This is a genomic window from Halomonas sp. (genome assembly GCF_014859505.1).
GTDB lineage: Bacteria > Pseudomonadota > Gammaproteobacteria > Pseudomonadales > Halomonadaceae > Halomonas.
The window spans coordinates 1-25,676 of sequence record NZ_JACUUD010000032.1 but is presented as its reverse complement, the minus strand read 5'-3'; the positions used below and the strand labels follow the sequence as shown (position 1 = coordinate 25,676).

General features: G+C 68.4%; 23 protein-coding genes and 2 pseudogenes. 14 read left to right on the top strand and 11 right to left on the bottom strand.

The genetic code is table 11. From position 1 onward, the window contains the following. Window positions 1-111: 111 nt before the first annotated feature. The 3 genes from IBX53_RS06810 (at window position 112) to IBX53_RS06800 (ending at window position 2,428) form a co-directional block, all read left to right on the top strand. The gene (locus IBX53_RS06810; RefSeq protein ID WP_290907077.1) at window positions 112-1,422 is read left to right on the top strand and encodes a short-chain fatty acid transporter; all 1,311 of its coding nucleotides are present in this window, start codon (window positions 112-114) and stop codon (window positions 1,420-1,422) included. Window positions 1,423-1,485: 63 nt separating this feature from the next. Beyond that, window positions 1,486-1,899 carry a DUF1622 domain-containing protein gene (locus tag IBX53_RS06805; protein ID WP_290907075.1) on the top strand — a complete coding sequence of 138 codons (414 nt, stop codon included), beginning with the start codon at window positions 1,486-1,488 and terminating at the stop codon, window positions 1,897-1,899. Then, a complete protein-coding gene (locus IBX53_RS06800) occupies window positions 1,889-2,428 on the top strand; it encodes an acyl-CoA thioesterase (protein WP_290907079.1) in 540 nt (179 codons plus the stop codon). The genes IBX53_RS06805 and IBX53_RS06800 overlap by 11 nt, the downstream gene beginning before the upstream one ends. Here the strand turns inward: IBX53_RS06800 and IBX53_RS06795 are convergent. From IBX53_RS06795 to IBX53_RS06785, 3 genes are all read right to left on the bottom strand, one after another. Further along, window positions 2,425-2,745 (bottom strand): I78 family peptidase inhibitor, encoded by a 321-nt coding sequence (locus IBX53_RS06795; protein ID WP_290907073.1) that lies wholly within the window; start codon window positions 2,743-2,745, stop codon window positions 2,425-2,427. The two genes, IBX53_RS06800 and IBX53_RS06795, sit on opposite strands and share 4 nt — an antisense overlap. 77 nt (window positions 2,746-2,822) lie before the next feature. Continuing rightward, complete coding sequence (locus IBX53_RS06790; RefSeq protein WP_290907071.1) at window positions 2,823-2,954, bottom strand: entericidin A/B family lipoprotein; 132 nt, start codon at window positions 2,952-2,954, stop codon at window positions 2,823-2,825. A 72-nt stretch (window positions 2,955-3,026) separates the two neighbouring features. Beyond that, entirely contained in the window at window positions 3,027-3,773 is a 747-nt protein-coding gene (locus tag IBX53_RS06785; RefSeq protein WP_290907069.1) for a sulfite exporter TauE/SafE family protein, read from the bottom strand. A 120-nt stretch (window positions 3,774-3,893) separates the two neighbouring features. Here IBX53_RS06785 and IBX53_RS06780 point away from each other — a divergent pair, with 120 nt between their 5' ends. Then, window positions 3,894-4,322 carry an HIT domain-containing protein gene (locus IBX53_RS06780; RefSeq protein ID WP_290907067.1) on the top strand — a complete coding sequence of 143 codons (429 nt, stop codon included), beginning with the start codon at window positions 3,894-3,896 and terminating at the stop codon, window positions 4,320-4,322. Window positions 4,323-4,350: 28 nt separating this feature from the next. On the opposite strand, the pseudogene IBX53_RS06775 reads toward IBX53_RS06780, so the two are convergent. The 4 genes and pseudogenes from IBX53_RS06775 to IBX53_RS06760 all read right to left on the bottom strand — a co-directional run. Next, window positions 4,351-4,518 (bottom strand): annotated as a pseudogene (locus IBX53_RS06775) (sodium:proton antiporter); the annotation flags it as partial. 3 nt (window positions 4,519-4,521) lie between these two features. Beyond that, window positions 4,522-4,818 (bottom strand): annotated as a pseudogene (locus IBX53_RS06770) (DUF1007 family protein); the annotation flags it as partial. 54 nt (window positions 4,819-4,872) lie between these two features. Beyond that, entirely contained in the window at window positions 4,873-5,232 is a 360-nt protein-coding gene (locus IBX53_RS06765; protein WP_290907065.1) for a hypothetical protein, read from the bottom strand. Beyond that, window positions 5,229-5,792, bottom strand: a complete 564-nt coding sequence (locus IBX53_RS06760; RefSeq protein ID WP_290907063.1) for a hypothetical protein — start codon at window positions 5,790-5,792, stop codon at window positions 5,229-5,231. The genes IBX53_RS06765 and IBX53_RS06760 overlap by 4 nt, the downstream gene beginning before the upstream one ends. Window positions 5,793-5,918: 126 nt before the next feature. Between IBX53_RS06760 and IBX53_RS06755 the strand changes: the two genes are divergently transcribed. Beyond that, window positions 5,919-7,055 carry a glycerate kinase gene (locus tag IBX53_RS06755; RefSeq protein ID WP_290907061.1) on the top strand — a complete coding sequence of 379 codons (1,137 nt, stop codon included), beginning with the start codon at window positions 5,919-5,921 and terminating at the stop codon, window positions 7,053-7,055. Window positions 7,056-7,265: 210 nt separating this feature from the next. On the opposite strand, the gene IBX53_RS06750 is transcribed toward IBX53_RS06755, so the two are convergent. Both IBX53_RS06750 and IBX53_RS06745 read right to left on the bottom strand, forming a co-directional pair. Continuing rightward, window positions 7,266-8,726: an aminoacyl-histidine dipeptidase gene (locus IBX53_RS06750; RefSeq protein ID WP_290907059.1), complete on the bottom strand. Its 1,461-nt coding sequence runs from the start codon at window positions 8,724-8,726 to the stop codon at window positions 7,266-7,268. A gap of 35 nt (window positions 8,727-8,761) precedes the next feature. Beyond that, a complete protein-coding gene (locus IBX53_RS06745; RefSeq protein WP_290907057.1) occupies window positions 8,762-10,915 on the bottom strand; it encodes a GNAT family N-acetyltransferase in 2,154 nt (717 codons plus the stop codon). Between the two features lie 432 nt (window positions 10,916-11,347). On the opposite strand from IBX53_RS06745, the gene dctP reads away from it, so the two are divergent. The 6 genes from dctP (at window position 11,348) to IBX53_RS06715 (ending at window position 18,403) form a co-directional block, all read left to right on the top strand. After that, window positions 11,348-12,451, top strand: a complete 1,104-nt coding sequence (gene dctP, locus IBX53_RS06740; RefSeq protein WP_290907055.1) for a TRAP transporter substrate-binding protein DctP — start codon at window positions 11,348-11,350, stop codon at window positions 12,449-12,451. Between the two features lie 125 nt (window positions 12,452-12,576). After that, window positions 12,577-13,077 (top strand): TRAP transporter small permease subunit, encoded by a 501-nt coding sequence (locus IBX53_RS06735; protein ID WP_290907053.1) that lies wholly within the window; start codon window positions 12,577-12,579, stop codon window positions 13,075-13,077. After that, window positions 13,074-14,408 (top strand): TRAP transporter large permease subunit, encoded by a 1,335-nt coding sequence (locus tag IBX53_RS06730; RefSeq protein WP_290907051.1) that lies wholly within the window; start codon window positions 13,074-13,076, stop codon window positions 14,406-14,408. The genes IBX53_RS06735 and IBX53_RS06730 overlap by 4 nt, the downstream gene beginning before the upstream one ends. Window positions 14,409-14,672: 264 nt before the next feature. Continuing rightward, window positions 14,673-15,671 carry an iron ABC transporter substrate-binding protein gene (locus tag IBX53_RS06725; protein WP_290907049.1) on the top strand — a complete coding sequence of 333 codons (999 nt, stop codon included), beginning with the start codon at window positions 14,673-14,675 and terminating at the stop codon, window positions 15,669-15,671. Window positions 15,672-15,725: 54 nt separating this feature from the next. Continuing rightward, window positions 15,726-17,333 (top strand): iron ABC transporter permease, encoded by a 1,608-nt coding sequence (locus IBX53_RS06720; RefSeq protein WP_290907047.1) that lies wholly within the window; start codon window positions 15,726-15,728, stop codon window positions 17,331-17,333. Further along, on the top strand, window positions 17,333-18,403 hold the full coding sequence (locus IBX53_RS06715; RefSeq protein WP_290907045.1) for an ABC transporter ATP-binding protein: 1,071 nt from the start codon (window positions 17,333-17,335) through the stop codon (window positions 18,401-18,403). The genes IBX53_RS06720 and IBX53_RS06715 overlap by 1 nt, the downstream gene beginning before the upstream one ends. A gap of 189 nt (window positions 18,404-18,592) precedes the next feature. Here IBX53_RS06715 and polA read toward each other — a convergent pair whose 3' ends face one another. Then, the gene (polA, locus tag IBX53_RS06710) at window positions 18,593-21,352 is read right to left on the bottom strand and encodes a DNA polymerase I (protein ID WP_290907043.1); all 2,760 of its coding nucleotides are present in this window, start codon (window positions 21,350-21,352) and stop codon (window positions 18,593-18,595) included. 156 nt (window positions 21,353-21,508) lie between these two features. Between polA and IBX53_RS06705 the strand changes: the two genes are divergently transcribed. The 3 genes from IBX53_RS06705 to speA all read left to right on the top strand — a co-directional run bounded on the left by IBX53_RS06705 (window position 21,509) and on the right by speA (window position 24,761). Then, window positions 21,509-21,796, top strand: coding sequence for a DUF2782 domain-containing protein (locus IBX53_RS06705; protein WP_290907041.1), 288 nt, complete (start codon window positions 21,509-21,511; stop codon window positions 21,794-21,796). 86 nt (window positions 21,797-21,882) lie between these two features. After that, window positions 21,883-22,842 carry a homoserine kinase gene (locus IBX53_RS06700; RefSeq protein WP_290907040.1) on the top strand — a complete coding sequence of 320 codons (960 nt, stop codon included), beginning with the start codon at window positions 21,883-21,885 and terminating at the stop codon, window positions 22,840-22,842. Next, window positions 22,839-24,761 carry a biosynthetic arginine decarboxylase gene (gene speA / locus IBX53_RS06695; RefSeq protein ID WP_290907038.1) on the top strand — a complete coding sequence of 641 codons (1,923 nt, stop codon included), beginning with the start codon at window positions 22,839-22,841 and terminating at the stop codon, window positions 24,759-24,761. Before IBX53_RS06700 ends, speA begins: the two co-directional genes overlap by 4 nt. An 87-nt stretch (window positions 24,762-24,848) precedes the next feature. Here the strand turns inward: speA and IBX53_RS06690 are convergent, their stop codons facing one another. After that, window positions 24,849-25,514 carry a fumarylacetoacetate hydrolase family protein gene (locus tag IBX53_RS06690; RefSeq protein WP_290907037.1) on the bottom strand — a complete coding sequence of 222 codons (666 nt, stop codon included), beginning with the start codon at window positions 25,512-25,514 and terminating at the stop codon, window positions 24,849-24,851. Window positions 25,515-25,676: the final 162 nt, after the last annotated feature.

Sequence of the window (25,676 nt, the reverse complement as noted above, 5' to 3'; positions counted from 1 at the left end):
CGTTGGCCAGCAGGGTGGCGCAAGCCCCTGAAGCTGCGCTACTTTCTCTGAGACACGCCAATCTCGACAACAGATCGATCTCACAACGGTTTCAAAACAAAGGGAACTCCCATGCTCAAGGCCCTCTCCAGGCCGGCCGTCAAGCTGGTCGAACGCTACCTGCCCGACCCCTATATCTTCGTGCTGCTGCTTACCCTGATCGCCGCGGTGGCCGCCATCGCCGTGGAGCGCCAGACGCCCCTGGCGGTGATGCGCATGTGGGGGGATGGTTTCTGGAACCTGCTGACCTTCTCCATGCAGATGCTGCTGGTGCTGGTCACCGGCTTCATGCTGGCCAGCTCACCGCCGGTGAAGAAGCTGCTGCAGCGCCTGGCAGCGCTGGCCAAGGGCCCCGGCGGCGCCATCCTGCTGGTGACCTATGTGTCGATGGTGGCCAGCTGGATCAACTGGGGCTTCGGCCTGGTGGTGGGCGCGCTGTTCGCCAGAGAGTTGGCCCGCCTGGTCAGGGTGGACTACCGCCTGCTGGTGGCCAGCGCCTACGCCGGTTTCGTGGTGTGGCATGGTGGTCTGGCCGGCTCCATTCCGCTGACCATCGCCACAGACGGCCACTTCAGCGCCGACCAGATCGGCGTGATCGGCACCGGCTCGACCATCTTCGCCTTCTTCAACCTGGCCATCGTGGTCTGCCTGTTCATCACCATCCCGCTGGTCAACCGCCTGATGCTTCCCGACGAGAAGGATAGCGTCTACGTCGACCCCAAGCTGCTGGCTGACGAGGAAGAAGCCCAGTCGCGCATCCGCCGCCCCGCCGACCGCCTCGAGAACAGCGTGATCCTGGCGTGGCTCGTGGGTATTCCAGGGCTGATCTACCTGCTGGACCACTTCGTCCTGCGCGGCGGTGGGCTGAACCTGAACATCGTCAACTTCCTGTTCCTGTTCCTGGCCATCGTCCTGCACCGCACCCCCCGCAGCCTGCTGATCAGCCTGAACGAGGCGATCAAGGGGGGCTCCGGCATCGTCATCCAGTTCCCCTTCTACGCCGGGATCATGGCGATCATGGTGCAGTCGGGCCTGGCGGCCACCATGTCCGAGGCGCTGGTGTCGTTCGCTACCGAGACCTCGCTGCCGTTCTGGTCCTTCATCAGCGCGGGCATCGTCAACCTCTTCGTGCCCTCCGGCGGCGGCCAGTGGGCCGTGCAGGCGCCGGTCATGCTGCCAGCCGCCGAGGCGCTGGGCGTGGATATCGCGCGGGTGGCCATGGCCGTCGCCTGGGGCGACGCCTGGACCAACCTGCTGCAGCCCTTCTGGGCCCTGCCGGTGCTGGCCATCGCCGGCCTCAAGGCGAAGGACATCATGGGCTTCTGCCTGATCCAGCTCATCATCACCGGAGCGGTCATCTCTGTCGGCCTGACCTGGTTCTGACCCACCTGCGCCCCCGACCCCAGCGCCGGGGGCGCCCTCTTCCGCCGTCAGGGAGCGAAGACCATGAGCTGGTTCCAGCAGGTGATCAACACCGTTGCCCTGGCCATCGAGGCCCTGGGGGTGCTGGTCATCGTCGGCGGCTTCGCCATGGCGACACGGCGCTTCGTGCAGCACCGACACTTCTACGACAGCCGCCACGCCTATCTGGAGTACCGCCACGGCATCGGCCGTGCCATCCTGCTGGGACTGGACTTCCTGATCGCCGGCGACCTGATCAAGACGGTGATCGTGCTCAACAGCGGTGAGAGCGTGATGACCCTGGCCACGGTGGTCCTGATCCGCGCCTTCCTGGGCTTCACCCTGCACGTCGAGGTGGAAGGCCACTGGCCCTGGCAGCCGCCCCACCCGGCCCAGCGGCGGCACCACCATATCGACAACGGCCACCATGATGACCTACCGGACCGCCATGGAGACTGACGTGGAACACACCAACCTGCCCGGCCAGCACGAGCTCTCCATGACCGTGCTGATGACTCCCGACATGGCCAACTTCAGTGGCAAGGTGCACGGCGGTGCCATCCTCAAGAAGCTCGACGAGGTGGCCTTCGCCTGCGCCAGCCGCTACTCGGGCCACTATGTGGTGACCCTCTCGGTGGATCAGGTGCTGTTCAAGCAGCCCATCCACGTGGGCGAACTGGTGACCTTCCTGGCCAGCGTCAACCACGTGGGGCGCTCCTCCATGGAGATCGGCATCAAGGTCGTAGCGGAGGATATCCGCCAGAAGCTGATTCGCCACACCAACAGCTGCTACCTGACCATGGTGGCGGTGGATGACGAGGGACAGCCAGCCCCGGTGCCGCCGCTGGCGCTGGCGACCCGGCTGCAGAGGCTGCGGTTCGAGAAGGCGGCGCTGCGCAAGAAGCTGCGCAAGCAGGCCGAGGAGGAGGAGCGTCGCACCCAGGCCGAGCACGGCATTGACGACCCGGATGCGGCCGCCGGAGATTAGCCGCAGCCGATCTCGCTGATGACGTCGTTCTCGTCCAGGCGGACATTGAGCCGATCGGGCCGATAGTCCAGAGTCACTGCCTCGCCGGGGCGAATCACCCGCATCCTGGCCGCACCGCTCTCGGCGCGGATCGCCTCGCCCAGGGCCTCGCTGTAATCGCGCCCCACGCGATCCTGCACCTGGGCCGCACCGCATTCCCCGCGGGCCTCCACCCGTGGCGGCGGCGGCGCCGATTCATGGGGCGGCGGGGAACTCATCCCGGCACAGCCGGCCAGCAGCATGCTGGCGATGACGGGGGTGAGACCCTTGAAGGACATGGCCTTCTCCTCTTCCTTGATGAAAAGAGCCGGAGCGAGTCGACTCGCTCCGGCCTGTGACGGCTCCGCTCGGTGAATCAATCGGCAGAGCGCTGGATCGCCTCTCCACCCCTCTCGACATCCTCGCCGACACCACGCCAGGTGTTGCAGCCAGAAAGCAGCGAGAGGGAAAAAAGCGACAGCAGCACGATGGCCATAGTGCGTTTCATTGAGTTGCCTCCTTGCCCGTGGATCTTGGATACCCATATGCAATCTAGCACTGCCGGCGACGACCTGCCGGGTTATCCCAGTAACAGACGCAGGATGATGGCAGTAATCACCGCGACGGTCAGCCACTTCACCACGAAGGCCCCGCGGGGACTCATGTTGACCTTCACCCCCAGCCAGGCCCCGATCATGCTGCCGGCAGCCAACACCAGGCCATAGTTCCAGCGCACCTGGTCGTTGACCAGGAACACCGCCAACGCCGGCAGGGTGTAGATCAGGATGATCAGCACCTTGAAGACGTTTACCTGGGCCAGGTCGATCTTCAGCATGCGGTAGAGCACCAGGATAAACAGGATCCCTACCCCGACCTGAATGAAGCCGCCGTAGAGCCCGATGGCGAACATCGCCAGGGTGACCGCCGGAGTGACCCGATCGGGTGTCAGCGGGCGGGTATCCAGCCGCGGCTGGGGCAGCAACATCAGCACCGCGGAACCCGCCATCACCGCGATCAGGATTGCCTCGAAGAGGGCATCGCCAGCCTGCAGGGCCAGCCAGGCGCCCGCCAGGGAGCCGACCACTGCGGGCACCGAGAGCCGCAGAGAGAGTCCCACATGGCGAGCCCCGGCGCGCAGGAAACTGGCCACCGCCGAGATGCTCTGCAGCACGATGGAGACGCGGTTGGTACCGTTGGCCGCCTGGGGCGGCAGGCCCAGGAACATCAGCAGCGGCAGGGTGAGCATCGAGCCGCCCGCCGAGAGCACATTGATGAAACCGGCCACGACCCCGATCGAGAGCAGGGCCAGGGCTTCCAGCAGGGTCATGGGGCCTCCTCGTCACGACACCCGGTCAAGGGGCGCACAGCATAGCCGGGGCGGCGGGAGAACTCGAGCCGGAGGAGATATGGCATGATGGAAGGCCACGACCCGGCATGAGGAAAGGAGATGGAAGACGTCGCACTCGATGAGCGCCTGGCTCAGGACAGCTACCCCGTCACCGAGCTGCCGCTGTGCCAGCTGCGCCTGATGGATGACGCCCGCTACCCCTGGCTGATGCTGATTCCGCGCCGGCGCGGGGTCAGCGAGGTGTTCGACCTTGACGAGGCCGACCAGCAGCAGCTGTGGCGTGAGGCCAGTCGGGTCGGCCAGGCCTTCAAGGCGTTCCTGGGGGCCGACAAGCTCAACGTGGCCAGCCTCGGCAACGTGGTGCCACAGCTCCACGTGCACCTGGTGCTGCGCCGCCAGGACGACGAGGCCTGGCCGGGGCCGGTGTGGGGCCAGGGCGAGCCGCGGCGCTACGATCTGGACGAGCTCGCCGCCATGCGCGACCGCGTGCTGGCGCTGGTGGAGGGGCTCGACCTCGAGGCCGATTGACACTCCGCTCAACCGCCGAAGGGGTGGCGGCTCGGCGCCGCGCGCCGCCCTGGGAAATGAGGTAGGTAGAGAGCACCGCCTTGCCGTGGCCGGGTCCCGCGGCATGGAAGACCCCGTAGCCGAAACTGATGCCGAGCAGGGTCATCCAGGCCGCGGACGACGATGCCCCGGAGAAGTCGCTGATGGCCAGGGTCAGCTCGGTGTAGTAGCTGTAGGGCACCAGGTTGTCGCGGATCTCGCTGCCGAGCTGGTCCAGAGCGGCCTCGAGACCGCCTTCGCCACCGGCCTGGCCCAGCTCCTCCAGCACCACCAGGCTGTAGAAGGGGTCCATGCGCCAGGACTGGTGAAGGCCGGTGAGCCGGCCCTAATCGTCCACCACGAGGCGCATGCGCAGGTCGATCCAGCCGTGGGGGTGGGCGTGGGCCAGGCCGCTCATGGCGAAGCACAGCAGTGCCACGGCGGCGAGGCGGAGATGTCGTCGCAAATGGTTGAACATGATGTCTCTCAGGTTCTTCAGCCTTGTGTCTTGCCGAGGTCGGTTCAGGGGTGATCAGCGCCACATGCCGAGCTGGTCCTGCATCTCCACCAGCAGGCGATCCAGGGTCTGCGGCGGCAGCGGGCGACCGCCGCGGGTGGCAGCCAGGCTGACCCGACTCTGCTCGCCCTCTCCCGAGACCTCCACCAGCACCCGGTAGCCGGGCCAGCGCGAGAACACCGCCTCCAGGCGACCCAGGTCGGCATCGGCATGGCGCACCACATAGCCGTTGGCCATCAGCACCTGGGCGGAGGCCCGCAGCGTCGCCTCCGGCGCATAGGGGAAATCGAGCTCGCGGGGTGGCTCCCGGGTCACTGGGGTGGCGCAACCCGCCACCAGGAGAGCCAGCAGCAGCATGCCCGCCAGGCGCCTCATGACACGCCCCCCGCCTCGATGGCATCGCGCAGCCGCCGGCAGAACTCCGCGCTGCTGGCGCTGCGCGCCTCGGCCAGCTCGCCGCGCCAGTCGATCACCTGGATATCGCGGCTCACCCGCACCTCGCCATCCCCGGCCAGCAGCGAGACCCGCTCCAGTTGGGTCGCATCCCGGGTCAGGCTGCCCACGCCGCCGAAGCCGATCATCACGCCGCTGCTCACCCCGCCGCGACCGCCGCCGATGCCGATACCGCCGAACATGCCGCGCCTGTCCCAACCATCGTAGCGGTCGCCGTAGCCGGGCAGGATCCGAGTACGCTCGGCGCTCACCAGCCCCAGGGCCAGGTCGGTGTGGCGAATCAGGAAGCCCTCGGCCTCCAGTGCCGCCACGGCCCCGGCGAGCAGGCCATGGGGCGCCCGGTCACCGACCGACCAGCGGCACTCCGCCGCGGGGCGAGGCTCCGCCGCCGGCAGCGTGGAGGGGGTGGTCTGGCATCCGGCCAGCACCAGCACTGTCACCAGCGCTATCACCAGTACGCGAGGCAATTGCCAGGGGCGCATGGTCGTTCTCCCATGGATGGACTGGAGGCAGTGTACGCATCGTACCCCGCAGAAGGAACGCCGGCGCTTCAGCTGGCTCTTCCGTAGCGCTAAGCTGGGCGCAGATTCCCCCGCTGCGAGACACCCATGAAGATCCTCATCTGCCCGGATAGTTTCAAGGACGCCCTGCCCGCCGCGGCCGCTGCCCGTGCCATCGTCTGCGGCATCCGCCGCCTGGGGGAGGAGATCGCACTGGTCGAGTGCCCACTGGCCGATGGCGGCGAGGGCAGCCTGGACGCCCTGCTGGCCGCCACCGGCGCCGAGCGACGCACCGCCACCGTGCAGGACGCCCTGGGTCGACCCGCCAGCGCCGCCTGGGGATGGCTGGCCGAGCGCCGCACCGCCTTCGTGGAGCTGGCCGAGGCCAGCGGCATCCAGGCGCTGGCTCCAGCCGAGCGCACTGCCCTGCACAGCACTACCCATGGCGTGGGCGAGCTGATCCGTGCCGCACTGGACGCCGGCGCCGAGCGGCTGCTGCTCACCCTGGGCGGCAGTGCCACCAACGACGGCGGCGCTGGCATGCTGATGGCGCTGGGCGCCCGGCTGCGGGATCGTGATGGACGCGAGCTGCCGCCCGGCGGTGCGGCCCTGGCCGAGCTGGCCGAACTCGACCTCACCGGGCTCGACCCGCGCCTGGCCGGCCTTAGTGTGGAAACCGCGGTGGATGTGGACAACCCGCTGCTGGGGGAGCGCGGCGCCAGCGCGGTATTCGGCCCCCAGAAGGGAGCCACCGGAGAGGACGTCGCGCGGCTGGACGCCGCCCTGGGCCGCTTCGCCGACGTGACCGCCGCGGTGCTGGGAGAGGACCACCGCACGCTGCCCGGCGCCGGGGCCGCCGGCGGCATGGGCTTCGCCGCCCGCGCCTTTCTTGGCGCCGAGTTGCGCCCGGGCATCGAGCTGGTGATGGCCCAGGCTGGCTTCGAGGCGCTGCTCGAGGGTGCCGACCTGGTGATCACCGGGGAGGGACAGCTCGACGGGCAGAGCCTGGCCGGCAAGACCCCGGTGGGCGTGGCCCGCGCGGCACGGGCGAAGGGGGTGCCGGTGGTGGTGCTGGCCGGCCGCCTGGCGCCGGGCTGGCAGGCGGCCAGCGCCGAGGGCGTCACCGCCGCCTTCGCCCTGGCCGATGGTCCCATGGTCCTGGACGAGGCCCTGGCACGCTGCGCCGAGCTGCTCGCCGACCGCGCCGAGAGCGTGGTGCGACTCTTCACCGCGGCCAGGATCTGATCCAGCTCCCTTGAAACCCCGTCGGCACGCCAGCATGTCATGCACAGCGGCTATGGTGGCTATGACCATCATTGGCTCTGCGGCCACCGGGCCGGCGGGTTAGACTGTTCTCATCGCGATCAAGGAGGTATCCGCATGAGCAACACCCACACCATCGGCCTGCACGAGGGCAGCGCCCACAGGCGGTGTCGTGGCTGAGAATCCCATCACTCAGCGGGCCAGGTCCTCGACCAGGGCCCGCAGAAGGGTCCAGAACTCTGCCACCGAGGCAATCTCCGCCCGCTCGTCGGGGGAGTGGGCACCGCGGATCAACGGGCCGAAGGAGATCATCTCCAGGTGCGGGTACTTGCCGCCGAGGATGCCGCACTCCAGCCCCGCATGGATCACCTTGACCGCCGGCTCGCTGCCCAGCCGCTCGCGATGCAGGCGGCAGAAGCGTGCCAGCAGCTCGCTGTCCGGCCGGGGCGTCCAGCCCGGATAGGCGTTCTCCACCCGCACCCGGGCACCGATCAGCTCGAACAGCGCCTTGAAGCGGTCGGCCAGGTCGGCGGTGGCGCTATCCCGCAGCGAGCGGACCAGGGCGCAGAGATGGAAGCGCCCCGCCGCAAGGCCGACCACGCCGAGGTTGTTGGAGGTCTCCACCACGCCGGGCACCTCGCTGCTCATGCGCTCCACCCCGCAGGGAGCGGCGTGCAGCGCCGCCACCAGCAGATGGCTGGTCTGGGCGGTGAGCGCCTCGCCGGCGGCAGCTTCCGCGGGCTCGAGGGCCAGAGCCAGGCCCTCGTCGACCCCGGCCAGCTCGGCGCGCAGCTCCGCCTCCAGGGCCGCCACCCGCGCCAGCGCCGCCTCGCGCTGGTCCGCGGGCAGAGCCAGGGTGGCGAAGGCCTCCCGCGGCAGGGCGTTGCGCAGCGTGCCGCCGTGGTAGTCCACCAGGCGCACCTCGCAACCCTCCAGGGCGCGCAGCACCCGCACCAGCAGCCGGTTGGCGTTACCCAGCCCCTTGTGGATATCCATGCCCGAGTGGCCGCCCCTGAGGCCGGTCAGCGAAAGGCGCATCGCCACCTCGCCCTCGGCGACGGGGGCCGTCGGCAGCTGTGCCTCCACCACCACGTCGGCCCCGCCGGCGCAGCCGATATAGACCTCGCCGCGATCCTCGGAGTCCAGATTGAGCAGCAGGCGGCCCGCGAGCCACTCCTCGGCCAGGTTCAGCGCCCCGCCCATGGAGGTCTCCTCCTCCAGGGTGAAGAGCGCCTCCAGCGGCCCATGCGCGAGGCTCTCGTCCTCGAGGATCGCCAGCGCCGCGGCCGCCCCCAGGCCGTTGTCGGCGCCCAGGGTGGTATCGGTGGCGCGCAGCCAGCCATCATCGCCGATGCGGGTTCGGATCGGGTCGCGGGTGAAGTCGTGGGAGGAGCCGGCATTGGCCTGGGGCACCATGTCCAGGTGGGCCTGGAGGATCACCCCCGGTGCGGCCTCGCAGCCCGGGGTGGCCGGCTTGCGCAGGCGCAGGTTGCCGAAGGCGTCGCGGTCATGGGCCAGGCCGCGGGCCTCGGCCCACTGCTCGAGAATCGCCACCAGCGCCGCCTCGTGGCCGGAGGGGCGCGGCGTGTTGCACAGGGTGCGGAAGTGGCGCCATAGCGGCTGCGGCTCGAGCCGCTCGAGATGTTCGTTCATGAGATATCTGCTCTGCGATAATCGACTTACCTTACTCAGCCCGCGCCGGCAGGGGAAGCGGCAGCAAGCAGCTCCGCTGCGGCCTGACGCAGCCGGGCGGTGACCTCGCGGCGCCCGGAGAGGCCGAGCCGGGCGGCCAGCCGCTCGGTGCTCGCTCCCTGGAAGCCCCATGCCACCAGCAGGCAGAGCGATTCGTCATCGACCGGCACGCCCCGCGCCAAGGCGTGGCGCACCAGTGCCTGCAGTGCCGGGCGGGCGAGGGCCGGCTCGCGGTGACCGATGGCCACATCGGTGACGTCGCGGCGGTCGGCGGCGTCCAGCGCCGGGCCTTCCCCTTCCGAGAGAAGGGCGGCGGCGACCTCGGGGGAAAGCTCACGCAGCTCGAAGGCCAGCAGCCCCGGCAGCGCGCGCTGGAAGCGCGTGGCCAGTTCTGCCGCCAGCGCCTCGCCGCGCTTGGTGAGCGGACGTGCCACCATCAGGGCGTGCTCGCCGGTGGCGGTCTCCCGGGTCAGCCCCAGGCGCAGGGTGACGAAGCCCAGCGAGCGCCAGAAGGCTATCAGCCCCGGCTCGGCCCCGAAGCTCGCGCCCAGCAGATCGACGCCGTCGCGGCTGGCCTGTTCGGCCTCCTGCTCGATCAGCCACCGCCCCAGCCCGGCGCGACGATGGGAGGACGCCACGGCGATGCGCACCACCCGGCGTAGCCTGGCCGTGAGCGCCTCGCGGCTGCCGGCGTGGGCGGCCAGCGACTGGGCCATCAGGTGGCCGCGGGGTCGGCGCTCGCCGCGGGCCACCCGCTCGGCCAGCTCGGTATCGAAGCCACCCTCGTCGCCGGTGAGCACCACGCCCACCGGCGACTCATCGGATACCAGAGCACCGATGCCGACACCGGGGCCATCCAGCAGGCGGCGCAGGTCGGCGGGGGTGGTGCGGTAGTGGGCCTGCACCAGCAGGCCGAAAAGGGCGCGCAGCCGGGTCTCGTCGCGGGCCAGCTCGGCGGGCATCACCCGCTGCCAGGCCGGCGCCATCGCTGACGCAGCCGGCACCGGCTCGGCGTCGAGCAGCAGCAGGCGATTGACCAGCCCCTCCAGTGGATCATCCGCCGCCCAGCGAATCGGCTCCCCCAGATGCAGGCCCTGCCACTCGGGGGCCTCGCGGGTTAAACGCGGGAGGAAGCGCACCGCGAAACCGCGCCCGGAGCCCTCGTAGCCGTGCACTGTGGTGGCGAAGGCGATCCGCGGGAAGGCACTGAGCCACACGCCGAGCAGGGCGGCGGGAATCGCCGCCGCCTCGTCCACCAGCAGCCGGGCCCCGGCACCGCCGGCCGCGCCCGCCTGGGCCAGTCGCGTCAGCTCGTCCGGTGCCACGAAGCGCACCCGCCGATCGCCCAGCAGGAAATCCAGGCCATGGCGCTCTCCTGCCGGGCAGAGCGTCGCGAGGCGCTCGAAGAGGCTCTCCACCGCCGCCGGCCGCGGCGCGGTGACCAGGATCTCAGCCTCACCGGCGGCCAGCAGCCGCGCGCAGGCGATGCCCAGCGCCGCACTCTTGCCCCGCCCGCGGTCGGCGGTGATCACCAGCGGGCGGCGCCGACGCTGGCGCACCAGGCGCGCCACCGCCTCGGCCTGGTCGTCGGTCAGGCAGTCGGGATCCGCGCTTGCGGGGTCCACAGCGGGGGCAGGCACTCGCGGGAGCTGCTCCAGCAGGGGGGGCAGGAAGGGTGCGCCCGGTGCCGGCCAGCGAATCACCTCGGGGGCCGCGTCCAGCAGGCCGGCCAGCCTCGCCAGATAGCGGGCGCTGAGCTGCTCGGGACGAAAGGGGTACTCCGCCAGGCGAGCGTAGTCGGCGTCGGGCCGCGCGCCCCAGTCGGGCGGTGTCATCAGCACCAGCAGGCCGCCCGCCCGCAGGGTGCCCGCCAGGGCGCCGAAGGCGTCGGGGTCGAAGCCCGCCCCCTCGGACACCGCATCCAACACCAGCAGGTCCTGCTCTCCGCCCAGCCGGGTGCTGGCGCGACCAGGGGCCAGGCAGTCGCCTTCGACCAGCCCCCGCGGAGCCTCGGGTGCCACCCACAGCGGCGACTGCCAGCTCCCGCCCTGCCACAGCGCCAGGGCGGCGTGGCGACAGGCGCCGGCCTCGCCGGTTAGCCACACCAGACCGCGGCAGCACCGGCGCTCCAGCTCGGCCGCCCGAGCCACGACCTGTTCCGCACTAGGCTTCAAAACCGGCTCCACTATCTGCTGCTCCAACAGAGACAAGGCCCCTCGCCTCGGGCATGGTTATCACCCTAACGACATCACCTGCGACCTTGGTCGTAGCACCTCGTGCATTCAACGCTGCCAAACTCGCCGCCGCCGCCATAAAAAATCTCTATGTAAATGATATTAAAAGATAAATATTGAAGACACGACGCCATCCACCATCACAGAGAAGCCCCGCCACCCCCTTTCAGCAGGCTATCGATTATGACAGTGCCACCGTGCTAGCGTGGCAAGGTTGCCGAACCTGCCCGCCCGGTCAACCACCGGCCGCAGACGCCGCCTCTCCGTCAACGTTACACAACAGGGGATGGCTTCGGCACCCGAGACGTCTTCTCGACCAACACCAATAACCCGTACAGGGAGCACTTCATGAAGAAGATGACCAGATTTGCCCTCACCGGCCTCGCTGCCGGTGTGGCGATGGCCGCCCTCACCACCACCGCCCAGGCCCAGGAACGCTGGACCATGACCACCACCTGGCCGGAAAATATCGACCTGATCCAGATCGACCGCCACTGGGCCGATATGGTCAATATGCTTGCCGGCGACGAGCTGCAGATCGAGTTCCGTGCCGGCGGCACCCTGATGCCCGGCACCGAGGTGTTCGACGCCACCGAGACCGGCAGCATCGAGGCCGCCGGTGACTGGCCCGGCTACTGGGCCGGCCGCAGCCCGGCCTTCTCGCCCCTGGCCACCACCACCAGCCTGTTCAACGGCGTGGACTACCTGAACTGGATCCAGCAGTGGGGCGGCTGGGACCTCTACCAGGAGGTTTATGCCGACTACAACATGGTCTACCTGCCCTACGGTATCACCAACAATGAATCCGGTTTCATGGGCCGTACGCCCATCGAGAGCCTGGCCGATCTCGACGGCAAGCGCCTGCGTCTCTCCGGCCGTGATCAGGGCCGCGTACTGGAAGAACTGGGCGGCTCCCAGGTCACCCTGGCCGGCGGTGAGGTCTACCAGGCCATCGAGCGTGGCGTGATCGACGCCGGTGAATTCTCCACCCCGGGCGTCGACTACAACGTCGGCTTCGCCGAGGTGGCCGAGCACTGGACGGTGCCAGGCTGGCACCAGTCCGCCAGCGTGTTCGGCGTGATGATCAACAAGGATGCCTGGGACGCCCTCACCGAGGAGACCCAGGCGAAGCTGAAGATCGCCGCCGACGCCACCATGGCCTGGTCGCTGGCCTGGTCCGAGCGCCAGTCCACCGAGGGTACGGTCAACTTCATCGAAGCCGGTGTGGAAATCCACCAGCTCTCCGACGACGACCTGGCCCGTATCCAGGACATCACCAACGATGTGATCCTGCGCGGCGCCTGCGAGGACCCGATGCACGCCAAGGTCTACCACTCCATGGTCAGCTACCTGGAGCATTACGCCAACTGGCGTGATATCTCCGCGCCCTTCAACATGAGCCGGACCATGGATAACCTCCCGTCGCTGGAAGAACTCGAAGCCTGTCTCTAAGCGTCAGTGAGACCTCCCGGTGATTCCGGGAGGTTCCCTGGGAGTGATCGCCACCGGCGCTGGAACTGCACCGGTGGCACTTCCCGTCCTGTAGCTAACCTCCAAGACCCTCGAGACCACCGACCATGAATGCCATTGCCAAGGCGATCGATGCCCTCAACGAGGGGTTCGGTCGGCTGATTGCCCCTCTGATTGCCGTCATCACGCTGATCGTCCTCTACGATATCGCCCTGCGCTACTTCGCCGGCCGACCCAGCGACTGGGCCTTCGATGTCACCAAGATGCTGTTCGGTGCCCATTTCATGCTGATGGCCGCCTATGGCCTGCGCCATCACGCCCACGTCGAGGTCGACGTCCTCAAGCGCCTGCTCTCGCGCCGCAAGCAGGCCGTCATCGACCTCCTCGGCTACCTGATCTTCTTCGTGCCCTTCATCTGGATGCTGCTGACATTCGGCTGGAGCTTCTTCATGCGCTCCTTCAGCCGCGGCGAGACCACCTATGGCATGGTCTCGATCCCGGTCTATCCGGTGAAGGGGGTGATCGTCTTCGCCGCCGTGCTGATCCTGCTCCAGGCCATTGCCATCGTCATCCGTGCCATCCAGCAGTTGCGGGAGGAAACCGCATGAACCTGAGTCCCGAACTGCTCACCCTCTTCATGTTCGGCGGCCTGCTGGTCGGCCTGTTCATGGGCCATCCGCTGGCCTTCGTGCTCGGCGGCGTGGCCGTCATCGGCGCCTACCTGGGCCCCGGCGAGCGCGTGCTCGGCACCATCATCAACAACATCTATGGCAACGCCATGGACAACTATGTGCTGGTGGCCATCCCGCTGTTCGTGCTGATGGCGCGCTTCCTGAACGACTCGGGCGTCACCGAGAAGATGTTCGACACCATGCGACTGCTGCTGGCGAACCTGCGCGGCGGCCTGGCGCTCACCGTGGTCATCGTCTCGGTGCTGCTGGCCGCCACCACCGGCATCGTCGGTGCCTCCATCGCGGTGATGGGCATGATCGCCCTGGTGCCGATGCTCAAGTACGGCTACAACAAGGAGCTCAGCTCCGGGGTCATCATGGCCAGCGGCTGCCTGGGCATCCTGATTCCGCCGAGCATCATGCTGATCCTGATGGCCAGCTACTCGCCGGTGTCGGTGGGTGCGCTGTTTGCCGGAGCGCTGGTCCCGGGGGTGATGCTGGGCGTCATGTATGCCCTCTATGTGCTGATCATCTGTTACATCAAGCCCTCCTACGGGCCGAAAGTCCCGGCCGAGGAGCGTGCCGAGACCAGCACCGGCCAACTGCTGATCATGCTGGCCAAGTATGTGCTGCCGCCCATGTCGCTGATCCTCGGCGTGCTCGGCGCCTTGTTTACCGGCATCGCCACCGCCACCGAGGCCTCGGCCATCGGGGTCTTCATCGCCTTCCTGCTGTTCATGATCTTCGGCGACCGCAAGCTCTCCACCTGCTACCGCACCCTGATCGATGCCGGCAAGACCACCACCATGGTGATGCTGGTGCTGGTGGGCGCCACCGCCTTCACCGGGGTGTTCTCCCGCGGCGGCGGCATGACGGTGATCAGCGAGCTGGTGCTGGCGATGCCCGGTGGCACCACCGGCGCGCTGATCCTGATGCTGTTCCTGGTGTTCATCCTGGGCATGTTCCTGGACTGGACCGGCATCGTGCTGCTCAGCTTCCCGATCATGCTGCCGATCGTTCAGCAGATGGGCGTCGACGTGCTGTGGTTCGTGGTGATGGTGGCGGTGGTGCTGCAGACCTCCTTCCTGACCCCGCCGTTCGGCTATGCGCTCTTCTACCTGAAGGGCGTGGCGCCACCGGGGGTGGAGATCGTCGACCTCTACAAGGCGGTGATCCCCTTCGTGGCCATCATCGTGCTGGCCTGCCTGCTGATGGCCTTCTTCCCGGCCATCATCACCGGCCTGCCCTCGGCGCTGCTGGGCTACTGACCCCCGCACCCGGCCGACCGACCGGAGCGCCCGCCATGCCCTGCATGGCGGGCGCTCCGGTTTTGGTTTTCAATGCCGAGCTTCTACCGCTCGGCCACTGGCAGGGCAGAAATTGACATGCGTCATGAAAACCCTTTTGCGTATCATTATCATTTGCAGCAGACAATAATTTTGCTATCGTCTCGATAGACCGAAACTGGCCGTGGACCGCTAACCGCCATAGAGCGGATTCGTATCGACCGCCAACCCAAGGATCATCCAGACATGCAGAAGTCGCTGTTCGCCTCCGCCACCCTCCTGGCCACCGTGCTCGCCGCCCCACTGGCCTCGGCCGCCGGCCTGACCCTCTATTCTGGCCGCGGCGAATCCATGGTCGAGCCGATCATCAGCCAGTTCGAGAAGAACACCGGCATCAGCGTCGCCGTGCGCTATGGAGACACCGCCCAGCTGGCGGTGCTGCTGCAGGAGGAGGGTCACCGCTCCCCCGCCGACCTCTACTGGGGCCAGGACGCCGGCGCCATGGGCGAGCTGAGCAAGGCCGGCCTGCTGGCCGAGCTGCCCGCCGACATCTACGAGGGGCTGCCCACCATCTACACCAGCGAGAGCGGCAACTGGGTGGCCGCCAGCGGTCGCGCCCGGGTCTTCGCCTACTCGCCGGAGCGTGTCAGCGAGGATGAGCATCCCGAGAGCATCTTCGACCTGGTGGATGAGCGCTTTGAGGGCCGCGTCGGCTGGGCGCCCACCAATGGCTCCTTCCAGTCCTTCGTGACCGCCATGCGAGTCGAGCACGGTGACGATCGCACCCTGGCGTGGCTCGAGGGAATGAAGGCCAACGGCGCGATGACCTACCGCAACAACGGCACCCAGGTGCAGGGCATCGCCGACGGCGAGATCGACTTCGGCCTGGTCAACAACTACTACCTGCCCCGCTTCCTGGCCGCCGACGCCGACTTCCCGGTGGAGCAGGGCTTCTTTGCCGACGGCGACATCGGCAACCTGGTCAACGTGGCCGGTATCGCGGTGCTCGAGAGCAGCGACAGCCAGGAGGCCGCCGTGGAGTTCGTGCGCTTCCTGCTCTCGCCGGCCGCCCAGCAGTACTTCACCACCAACGTCTACGAGTACCCGGTCACCCGCGAGGTGATCCAGAACCCGGTGCTCGAGGACTTCGACCGCCTGCTCGAGGTTTCCCCGCAGATCGACCTGGACGATCTGGACGATCTCGAGGGCACCCTGAGACTGCTGCGTGACGCCGGGCTGCTGTAACCCCGGCCAGCGACCTGCCGCCCGCTGGCGGCAGGTCTCCACCGATGAGGCACCATGAACTCGATGCGCCATTCCGCCACGCCGCACCGCACACCGGGCCTGCCCCGGCTGCTGCCCCGCGGCGTGCCGCTGCATATCCTGCTGCCCTCGCTGGTCGCGGCAGGCGTGATGCTGGTGCCACTGGTCTATCTGGGGCTGCGCGCGTTCGAGGCCGACAGCGCCACCCTCGTCGACCTGGTCTTCCGGCCCCGCAACCTGCAGCTGCTGCTCAACACCCTGGCCCTGGCCGGCGGGGTGGTGGCGCTGACCACCCTGATGGCCTTCCCGCTGGCCTGGCTGGTGACTCGCACCGACATCCGCTTCAAGAAGGCCCTGACCCTCCTCGGCGTGATCCCCCTGGCGGTGCCGGGCTACGTGATGGCCTATGCACTGATCGGCCTGGGCGGCAACTACGGAGTGCTGGCCCAGCTCACCGGCCTCCAGCTACCGCGCCTGCAGGGCTACTGGGGCGCCACCCTGGCACTGTCGCTCTACACCTTTCCCTACCTGTTCCTTAACCTGCGCGCCGCCCTGTCCGGCCTCGACGGCAACCTCGAGGAGAGTGCGCGCAGCCTGGGCTACACCCAGGGCGAGATCTTCCGCCGGGTGACCCTGCCCCACCTGATGCCGGCGCTGATGGCCGGCTGGCTGGTGATCACCCTCTACGTGCTGGGCGACTTCGGCGCCGTGGCGCTGATGCGCTACGAGGCCTTCAGTTACGCCATCTACACCCAGTACTCCGGCGCCTTCGATCGCGTCTACGCCGCCTGGCTGGCGCTGATGCTGCTGGCGCTGGCCACCTGCTTCGTGATGCTCGACAGCCTGGTGGTGAAGCGCAAGCTGGCACGGATCGGCACCGGCGTGGCGCGTCCGATGACGCCCCAGCCGCTGGGCCGGGCACGCCTGCTGGCCTGGCCCTACCTGATCGCCCTGTTCACCGCCTCCATCGGCCTGCCGGTGATGATCCTGGCCTACTGGCTGCTGCTGGCGCCGCCGGACCTCTCCTTCTTCGCCCGGGTGCCCGGTACCCTGCTGCGCTCCGCCGGCGCCGCCCTGCCAGCCGCCCTGCTGGCCGCCGCCTTCGCCCTGCCGGTCGCCTTCCTGACGGTGCGCTACCGCTCGCCCTTCGCCACCCTGGTGGAGCGCTCTGCCTATATCGGCTATGCCCTGCCGCCCCTGGCGCTGGCGCTGGCCATGGTGTTCTTCTCGCTGCGCACCGCGCCCTTCCTCTACCAGACCCTGGCGATGCTGATCATCACCTGGGCCATGGCCTCGCTGGCCCTGGCCCTGGGCCCGATTCGCAGTGCCCTGCTGCAGACCCGGCCGAGCATGGAGGAGGCCGCCCACTCCCTGGGCCACGGTCCCGTCAGCACCTTCGTCAACGTGATCTTCCCGCGCCTGCGCCGCGGCATCATGGCCGGCGTGGTACTGGTCTTCGTGCTGTGCATGAAGGAACTGCCGATCACCTTCCTGCTGGCCCCCACCGGCTACACGACCCTGGCGGTCACCGTCTTCACCCGCACCTCGGAAGGCATGCTGGCCGAGGCGGCACCGTTCGCCGCCGCCATCGTGGTGTTCTCCAGCCTGTCCGTGGGCCTGCTGCTCACCAAGGAGGGCAAATGATGTCCAACCTCAACCTCAAGGCCGCTCCTCAGGGAGTACCGACCCGGCTGCCCGAGCCGCTGCTCTCGGTGGGCGGCCTGCATAAGCGCTACCGCCGCCAGGACCCGCTGGCGGTGGAGGACGTGAGCTTCTCCCTGGACAACGGCGAGATCCTTGCGCTGCTCGGCCCCAGCGGCTGCGGCAAGACCACCACGCTGCGCATGATCGCCGGCTTCGAGCACCCCGATGCCGGCGAGATCCTGCTCCGCGGCGAGGACGTGACCCGCCTGCCGCCCCAGCAGCGCCGCATCGGGATCGTCTTCCAGGACTACGCCCTCTTCCCGCACATGAGCCTGGGCGAGAACGTCGCCTTCGCCATGCGCCATGTGCCCAAGGCCAAGCGGGCCGCCAAGGCGCGGGAGTGGCTTGACCTGGTGGGCCTCGCGGATCTCGCCGCGCGCATGCCCGACCAGCTCTCCGGTGGCCAGCAGCAGCGCGTGGCCCTGGCCAGGACGCTCGCCGCCGAGCCCGAACTGGTGCTGCTCGACGAGCCCTTCTCCAATCTCGATGCCGCCCTGCGCGAATCGACCCGCAAGGAGGTGCGCCGGCTGTTCAAGGCCGCCGGCACCTCGGTGATCCTGGTCACCCATGACCAGGCCGAGGCGCTCTCCTTCGCCGACCAGGTGGGGGTGATGCACTATGGCCAGCTGATCCAGATGGATCGCCCGGAGCGGATCTACCAGGCGCCGGCCACCTCCTTCGTGGCGGAGTTCCTCGGCCACACCAACCTGCTGGAGGGCAACGCCGACGGCGAGATCGCCCGCACCGCCCTCGGCCCGGTGGCCATCGACAGCCACCGCCGCGGCCCGGTGCGCCTCTCGCTGCGCCCCGAGTACCTGGCACTCTCCGCGGCCCCCGAGGGCCAGGGCGCCACCATCGTCGAGCGCGAATTCCGCGGCCACGACTGCTTCTACCTGCTGGAGCAGCACGGACAGCAGTTCTGCGCCATCACCCCCAGCCACACCCTGTGGCGAATTGGCGAACGGGTCAGCCTGGAGCCCCAGCGCACCGCCACGGTGCTGAGGGACTAAGTGCAGGCCTCGAGGCTACTGGTGGGAGATCGGCTCTGCCGGGCGAATGGCGCCGCAGGCGCCCCGGCGGTGTTGCTGGCGCTAGCGCCTACCGCCCAGGAGCCCTTCGGTCTCCTCCATTCGTCGAAGCGTCGAACCGCCCGCAAAGCGTGGCTCCCACAAGAATGAACAAGCGCCACAGGCCAGTCCCTAGTGGGCCTCGTCCCAGTTCGCCCCACTCTCCGCCTCGACGATCAGCGGCACGCTGAGTTCGGCGGCGGCCTGCATGCGCCCCTTCACCTGCTCAATGAAGGCGCCCACCTGCGCTTCCGCCACCTCGAACACCAGCTCGTCGTGGACCTGCATCACCATCCAGGCGTCCATCTCGCCGGCCGCGAGCCAGGCGTCCACATCGATCATGGCGCGCTTGATGATGTCCGCCGCGGTGCCCTGCATGGGGGCGTTGATCGCGGTGCGCTCGGCCCCCTGGCGGCGGGCGCGGTTCTGGGAGTGGATCTCCGGCAGGTAGAGGCGCCGGCCGAACACCGTCTCGACGAAGCCATCCTCCGCCGCCTGGGCGCGGATGCGCTCCATGTAGCGGGCTACCCCAGGGTAGCGATCGAAGTAGCGCTCGATCCAGGTCTGGGCCTGGTTGCGCTCGATATGCAGCTGGCGGCCCAGGCCCCAGGCGCTCATGCCGTAGATCAGGCCGAAGTTGATCGCCTTGGCGCTGCGCCGCTGTTCGCCCGAGACCTTCTCCAGGGACACCCCGAACACCTCTGCCGCGGTGGCGGCGTGGATGTCGCGACCCTCGGCGAAGGCCGCAAGCAGCCCCTTGTCCTCGGAGAGGTGCGCCATGATGCGCAGCTCGATCTGCGAGTAGTCGGCGGCGACGATGCGATAGCCGGGCCGGGCGATAAAGGCCTGGCGGATCTTGCGCCCCTCCTCGGTGCGAATCGGGATGTTCTGCAGGTTGGGGTCGCTGGAGGAGAGCCGCCCGGTGGCGGTGACCGCCTGGTGGTAGCTGGTGTGCAGCCGCCCGGTCGCCTTGTTGACCAGCCGCGGCAGCTTGTCGGTGTAGGTGGACTTGAGCTTGGCGAGCCCCCGATGCTCCATGATCACCTTGGGCAGCGGGTAGTCCAGCGCCAGCTCCTCGAGCACCGCCTCCGCGGTGGAGGGCGCCCCCTTGGGGGTCTTCTTCAGCACCGGAATCTTCTGCTCCTCGAAGAGGATCTGGCCGAGCTGCTTGGGCGAGCCCAGATTGAACTCTCGCCCGGCAAGCGTATGGGCGCGGGCCTCGAGCTCGCGGATACGCACCTCGAGCTCACGGCTCTGGGCATGGAGTCGTTCCGGGTCCAGCGCCACGCCGGTGCGCTCCATCCGCGACAGCACCGGCACCAGTGGCAACTCGATCGCCTCCAGCACCTCGGCCAGGCGTCCGGTGGCCGTGAGGCGGGGGCGCAGCTCGCCATGCAGGCGCAGGGTGATGTCGACGTCCTCGCAGGCGTAGGGGGCCGCCTGCTCAAGGGCGATCTGGTTGAAGGTGAGCTGCTTGGCCCCCTTGCCGGCGATCTCCTCGAAGGAGACGGTCTTCTCCCCCAGGTACTTCAGCGCCAGGGAGTCCATGTCGTGGCGGGTGGCGGTGGAGTCCAGCACGTAGGACTCCAGCATGGTGTCCTCCAGGGGCCCCGCCACGGTGATGTCATAGTTCGCCAGCACCGAGATATCGTACTTGAGGTTCTGGCCGATCTTGGTCTTGGCGGCATCCTCCAGCAGCGGCTTGAGGGCGGCAAGCACGGCGTCGCGGTCGAGCTGGGCGGGGGCATCCAGGTAGTCGTGGGCGAGCGGGATGTAGGCCGCCTCCCCCGGCACGAGCGAGAGCCCCACCCCGACGATCTGCGCCTCCATGTAGGCCAGGCTGGTGGTCTCAAGGTCGAAGCAGAAGGCCTCGGCCACCTGCAGGCGCGCCAGCCAGGCGTCCAGCGCGGCCTGCTCGAGGATCACCTGGTCCTCCCGTGCAGCGCTGCCGGGGGGCGCTTCGGCATCCACCGGGGTCGGCTTGCCGCCGGCGACGTCATCGACGCCGCTGTCGCTGCCCTCCAGCAGCTCGGAAAGCCAGGCCTTGAACTCGTACTCGCGGTAGAGCTCGAGGAGCGCCTCGCGGTCGGGGTGGGCGATGTCCAGGTCGTCGAGGCCCACCGGCAGCTCGCAGTCGGTCTTGATGGTGGCCAGCTGGTAGGAGAGAAACGCCTGGTCGCGGTGCTCCTCGAGCTTCTTCGGCAGCGTCTTGGCGCCGCGAAAGCCCAGCTCCTTGACCCGCTCCAGGTCGGCATAGATGGTCTCGAGACCGCCACCCATGCCCTGCAGCAGGCCCAGCGCCGTCTTCTCGCCCACCCCGGGGACCCCGGGGATGTTGTCGACCTTGTCGCCCATCAGCGCCAGCAGGTCGATGATCAGCTCGGGCGGCAGGCCGAACTTCTCCTTCACGCCTTCGCCGTCCAGGGTCTCGTCCTTCATGGTGTTGACGAGGGTGATGTGCTGGTTCACCAGTTGGGCCATGTCCTTGTCGCCGGTGGAGATCACCGCGTCGCGGCCGGCCTCGGTGGCTCGGTGAGCCAGGGTGCCGATGACATCGTCGGCCTCCACCCCCTCGATGCACAGCAGCGGCAGCCCCAGCGCCCTCACGCAGGCGTGCAACGGCGCCACCTGGGAGCGCAGGTCATCGGGCATCGGGGGGCGGTGGGCCTTGTAGGCCTCGAACAGCTCGTCGCGGAAGGTCTTGCCCGGCGCATCGAAGACCACCGCCATGGGGCTGTCCGGATAGTCCTTGATCAGCCGCTTCAGCATGTTGAGCACGCCCTTGATGGCGCCGGTGGGCTGCCCGTTTGAGGTGGTCAGCGGCGGCAGGGCGTGAAAGGCGCGGTAGAGGTAGGAAGAACCGTCGACGAGTACGATGGGGGTAGCGGCCATGCAAGGCATCCATTGAGACTGAGCGGGAAGTGATCCTGATCACCCATGATACGCATTGCCCGGCCATTTTGCCGCGGGTGGTGGGCCGCGGGTCAGCAACGTCATACACTGAAGGCATCGCCACTATATCTGCCGCACTGCGGCCAGGAGGCCACCATGATCGTGACACGCACCCTTATCGCCCTGCTGCTGGGGCTTGCGCTGGTCGCCACCGGCCCCGCCCTGGCCCAGTCCTCCGCGGACCTGGAGCCGGACATCACCATCCGCCAGGAAGAGGATCGCACCATCCGCGAATACCGCATCAACGGCGAGCTCTACGCCATCGAGATCCGGCCTTCGCGAGGCCCCTCCTACTACCTGGTGGACCACGACGGCGACGGCAACTTCGAACGCCAGGACGGCGACCGACTCGCCGTGCCGCAGTGGATCCTGCGGACTTTCTGACCGGGGGCTTTAACAGGGTCAGGACGCGTGCATCACTCGGCCAAGTCGCTACAATAGGCGGCTTGGCATTCCCGGGTGAGAGACACATGGCCGTATTCACACCGCTATCCGAGACCCAGGTCGCGGACTTCCTGGCACGCTTCGATTCCGGCTCGCTGGTCTCCCTGGAAGGCGTGGCCGCCGGCACCGAGAACAGCACCTTCTTCGTCACCACCGACCGGCGCGAGCTGGTGCTGACGCTGTTCGAGCAGGGCGAGCACGAGGAGCTGCCGTTCTTCGTCGACCTGCTCGACTACCTGGACGAGCACCGCCTGCCGGTGCCGGGCCCCCTGCACGACCGCGACGGCGTAGCACTGCACCGCCTGGCCGGTAAGCCGGCCCTGCTGTTCCCGAAGCTGCCCGGCAGGTCCCCGCTGGCTCCGAACCTGGCCCAGTGCCGGGCCCTGGGCGATGCCCTGGGCCATATGCACAAGGTGTCGCAGCACTTTCCCGGCCATCGCCCGAACCCGCGCGACCTCCACTGGCTGCTGCCCATGCACCACAAGGTGCTGGTCTACCTCTCGCCGGAAGACCAGACGCTGATGAAGGACGAGGTGGAAACCTACCAGGGGTGCTTCGGCGATGCTCCGGCGCTGCCCCAGGGCGCCCTGCATGGCGACCTGTTTCGCGACAACACCCTGTTCGAGGACGACCGCCTGGGCGGGCTGATCGACTTCTACAACGGCTGCACGGGCGACCTGCTCTTCGACCTGGCCATCGTGATCAATGACTGGGCCACCGAGCCCAACGGCCGGCTGGATGTCGAGCGCCACGACGCCATGCTCGGCGCCTACCAGGCCCGCCGGCCGCTCACCGCCGCCGAACGCGACGCCTGGCCGATGATGCTGCGCATGACCGCGCTGCGCTACTGGCTGTCACGGCTGCTGGTGGTCTACGTGGATCCTCCGGCCCACGATCTCACCCCCCACGACCCCGAACGGTTTCGCACCATCCTCCAGGCTCGCCTTGAGCACGGCGCCCTCCCCCTTCCAGAGGTGAATGCATGAGTCTCTCCATGGCCAGTGCCGGCAGCCCGGCGAAGCGCGCTCGGCGCGTCTGGAACATCGACCAGTGGGGCAGCGGCTACTACGACGTGGACGACTCCGGGCACGCCCTGGTGCGCCCCCTGGGCAGCGAGATCGAGGGCCCGGCCCTGCCGCTCGACGACCTGGTGGCCGAGCTCAAGGCCGCCGGCCTGCGCCTGCCGGTGCTGGTGCGCTTCATCGATATCCTCCACGACCGCGTCGAGCAGCTTTGCGCCGCCTTCGACACCGCCATGGCCGAAGAGGAATTCGGCGGCGGCTATACCGCGGTCTATCCCATCAAGGTCAACCAGCAGCGCCGCGTGGTGGAGGAGATCCTTGCCACGCCAGAGCGCGGCCGCGACCGGGTGGGCCTCGAGGCCGGCAGCAAGCCGGAGCTGCTCGCCGTGCTGGCGCTCTCCGGCGACGGCCCCTCGCTGATCGTCTGCAACGGCTACAAGGACCGCGAGTACATTCGCCTGGCGCTGATGGGCGAGAAGCTCGGCCACCGCGTCTACCTGGTGGTGGAGAAGCTCTCGGAGCTGCCGCTGATCCTCCAGGAGGCCGCCGAGCTCGGCGTCAAGCCGCGTATCGGCCTGCGCGCACGCCTGGCCACCGTGGGCCGTGGCCGCTGGCAGAACACCGGCGGCGAGAAGTCCAAGTTCGGCCTCACCGCCAGCCAGATCCTGGCCGTGGTGGATCAGCTCCGCGAGGCCGACGCCCTGGAAAGCCTGCAGCTGGTGCACTTTCACCTCGGCTCGCAGATCGCCAATATCCGCGACATCCAGCGCGGCCTGCGCGAGTGTGCGCGCTTCTACCAGAGCCTGGTGGAGCTGGGCGCCCCGGTGGACACCGTGGACGTGGGCGGCGGCCTGGGGGTCGACTACGAGGGCACACGCTCGCGCAGCTTCTGCTCGGCCAACTACTCGATGCTCGAGTATGCCCGCAACGTGGTCTACGCCTTCCGCCTGGCGTGCCAGGAGCATGACCTGCCCGAGCCGCACCTGATCAGCGAGTCGGGCCGGGCGCTGACCGCCCACCACGCGGTACTGATCGCCAACGTGATCGGCGAGGAGCGGATCAGCGAGACCGCTCCGGAGCGCCGCATCGAGGACGACCCTCAGGTCAAGGAGCTGTGGCGTGTCCACGACCTGCTCCACGAACAGGTGGAACCGCGCGGCCTGGTCGAGGCGTGGCATGACCTGGTGCAGGCCATGGGCGAGCTCCATGAGCGCTTCGTGATCGGCATGACCGACATCAACGCCCGGGCCGAGGGCGAGGGAATCTACTTCGCGGCCTGCGCGAGGCTACGCGCCCGTCTCGATACCCGCAACCGTGCCCACCGCGAGATCGCCGATGAGCTGGCCGAGAAGCTCGCCGACAAGCTGTTCGTCAACTTCTCGCTGTTCCAGTCGGTGCCCGACGTCTGGGGCATCCAGCAGATCTTCCCGGTGCTGCCGCTGACCGGCCTCGACCAGGAGCCGGTGCGCCGCGGGGTGATCCAGGACATCACCTGCGACAGCGATGGGCGCATCGACGGCTACGTGGACGGTCAGGGCGTGGAGACCACCCTGCCTCTGCCCGAGTGGCAGGAGGGCGACGAACAACTCCTCGGCTTCTTCCTGGTGGGCGCCTATCAGGAGATCCTCGGCGACCTGCATAACCTGTTCGGCGACACCGACTCGGTGGACGCCACCCTGGCCGAGGACGGCAGCTGGACCCTCAGCCATATCCAGCAGGGCGATCGGGTCGCCGACGTGCTCAGCTACGTCAACTTCGATGCCGAGGTGCTGCGCAACAACCTCGCCGAACAGCTCGCCGCCAGCGGCCTGGAGAAGGCCGAGCAGCAGCGCTTCCTCAACGACCTCTCCGAGGGGCTGGCCGGGTATACCTACCTGGAGTAGCCGGCCACCGCTCCCCCGAACACGACGACGCCCCGCAGCCTGGCTGCGGGGCGTCGTCGTGTTCGGGGGAGCGGAAACGCAGCAGACTCACTCGACCACGTGAGTGGTGAACTCCAGGCCGCCGGTCAGGGTGAAGTGCAGCTCGGCACCGCGGGGCAGCGGGCCGACGCCGGCCGGGGTGCCGGTGAGCACCACATCGCCCGGCTGCAGGGTGAAGTGGCGACTCATCTCCGCCACCAGGGTGGCGACCGGGAACAGCATGTCGGCGCCCTCGCCGCGCTGGCGCAACTCACCATCGATCTCGAGGGTAAAGGCCAGGGCGCTCCAGTTGGGCACCTGGGAGAGCGGCAGGAAGGAGGAGAGCGGACAGGCCCCATCGAACGCCTTGGCGGTTTCCCAGGGATGCCCCTTCTCCTTGAGGCGGGTCTGGAGGTCGCGCAGGGTCAGGTCCAGCCCCAGGCCGATGCCGACGATGGCACGCTCGGCCTCGTCCGCGGTGACGTGGGAGAGCTCCTCGCCGACCAGCAGCGCCAGCTCGGTCTCGTAGTGCACCTCGCCCCGGGAGAAGGGCGCATCGATGGGGTCTTCCAGCGGGACCGCAGAGGTCGCCGGCTTGATGAACAGCAACGGCTCGCTGGGCACCGGATTGTCGAGTTCCCTGGCATGATCGGCATAGTTGCGGCCGACGCAGACAATCTTGCCGAGCGCATGGGGAAATTCCTGGCCATCGGTAAAACGTGGAACAAAGCGCATGGCGGGTCTTCTCCTTCTCGTTATACGTGCCGCATCTCGGCGACCAGCCTCACAGTCTACCGCACCATGCGCCGCGTACCACCTCCCGCAGGCGCGGAAGGCTGCCTCAAGCCGCCGATGACCAGGCGCGACAGCAGCCCCTGGCTGCCTGGCTGCCTGGCT